We start from the raw sequence: 1,224 nt of genomic DNA on the forward strand, positions 1-1,224 counted from the left end.
GCCGAAGCAATAGCCGATCAGGAGCATCCGTATCATCAGCTCGGGATCGATCGAAGGCCGGCCGATCGTGCTGTAGAAGGGCGCCAGGTCCTGCCTAATCTGTTCAAGATCGACGAATCTATCGATCGAGCGAAGCAAGTGATCGGAAGGGACGTGCGTCTCGAGCGAGAACTCATAGAACAAAGCGGCCTGTTCGACTTGCCGATGTCCCATCATGATCTTCAGTCCTGCCAATTAAACAGACTGAATCACTGGTACCTCTGAGTCGCAACCGCGGCCTTTTTCAACAAAATCGGCCCGAAGCGGACTAAAGCGGCCGGTGCGCGAAACTGCTTTGGTGAGGCATGGCGCATCCGGCGCGGCGGCCGATTGATCCATGGACATAGAAGAAGCGCTGCGCTTCAATCGCCTTACTGGCTAAAGCACTACTGGCAATTTTGGCGAGAGTGCCGGTGGCCATCTTATAGTATCCAAAGAGGAGGATAATGAAATGCGCCGAGCACTCATGTTAGGCGGTGGCGTTGCGCTCGCTCTATCAGCTTCCGCCTATTTCGCATTTGCGGACGATGCACCTAAAGACAACCAAGGGTACACGACCCCAAAGACCGTCGTGATCGACCTCGGTAACGAAATCCCAAGCATGGCGGGTTGGCAACTGCGGTTGCGTGTCCTGAACATCGCGCCGGGCGGGCACATCGGACTACACAGCCACAAGGACCGGCCGGCCGTCGTCTATTTCCATCAAGGTACCGACGTCATCACAAACGAAGATGGCACTTCGAAAACATTCTATCCCGGCGAGACCACCGCTGAAGGTGTCAACACAGTGCATTGGCACAAGAACGCCGGCAATGATGCTGTGGTGATTTACACTGCCGATCTGGTCAAAGCACCGGCGAAGTAAGCTGCAGGTAATGTCGGTCAGTGGCCGATTTTGTTGAAAAAGGCCGCGGTTGCGACTCAGAGGTACCAGTGATTCAGTCTGTTTAATTGGCAGGACTGAAGATCATGATGGGACATCGGCAAGTCGAACAGGCCGCTTTGTTCTATGAGTTCTCGCTCGAGACGCACGTCCCTTCCGATCACTTGCTTCGCTCGATCGATAGATTCGTCGATCTTGAACAGATTAGGCAGGACCTGGCGCCCTTCTACAGCACGATCGGCCGGCCTTCGATCGATCCCGAGCTGATGATACGGATGCTCCTGATCGGCTATTGCTTCGGC

Annotated in this window: 4 protein-coding genes; 2 read left to right on the forward strand and 2 right to left on the reverse strand. The window is 54.8% G+C overall.

Annotation, left to right across the window (positions count from 1 at the left end; genetic code table 11):
* Together J6525_RS46345 and J6525_RS46350 are read right to left on the reverse strand one after the other, a co-directional pair.
* Positions 1 to 216 (reverse strand): transposase (locus J6525_RS46345; protein WP_512699768.1); only part of this gene is annotated, 216 nt, incomplete at its 3' end.
* A gap of 91 nt (positions 217 to 307) precedes the next feature.
* Positions 308 to 460, reverse strand: coding sequence for a hypothetical protein (locus J6525_RS46350; protein WP_225649605.1), 153 nt, complete (start codon positions 458 to 460; stop codon positions 308 to 310).
* Positions 461 to 490: 30 nt separating this feature from the next.
* Between J6525_RS46350 and J6525_RS46355 the strand changes: the two genes are divergently transcribed.
* Positions 491 to 904, forward strand: coding sequence for a cupin domain-containing protein (locus tag J6525_RS46355; protein ID WP_225649606.1), 414 nt, complete (start codon positions 491 to 493; stop codon positions 902 to 904).
* Between the two features lie 104 nt (positions 905 to 1,008).
* Positions 1,009 to 1,224, forward strand: a 216-nt coding sequence (locus tag J6525_RS46360; RefSeq protein ID WP_512699768.1) for a transposase, incomplete at its 3' end; no start/stop codon positions are given.

The sequence above is a fragment of the Bradyrhizobium australafricanum genome, from assembly GCF_020329495.1.
Classification (GTDB): domain Bacteria; phylum Pseudomonadota; class Alphaproteobacteria; order Rhizobiales; family Xanthobacteraceae; genus Bradyrhizobium; species Bradyrhizobium australafricanum.

Excerpts from the sequence above, each read along its gene's own strand:
- J6525_RS46350 (WP_225649605.1), bottom strand. The coding sequence starts at position 460 with ATGGCCACCGGCACTCTCGCCAAAATTGCCAGTAGTGCTTTAGCCAGT.
- J6525_RS46355 (WP_225649606.1), top strand. The coding sequence starts at position 491 with ATGCGCCGAGCACTCATGTTAGGCGGTGGCGTTGCGCTCGCTCTATCA.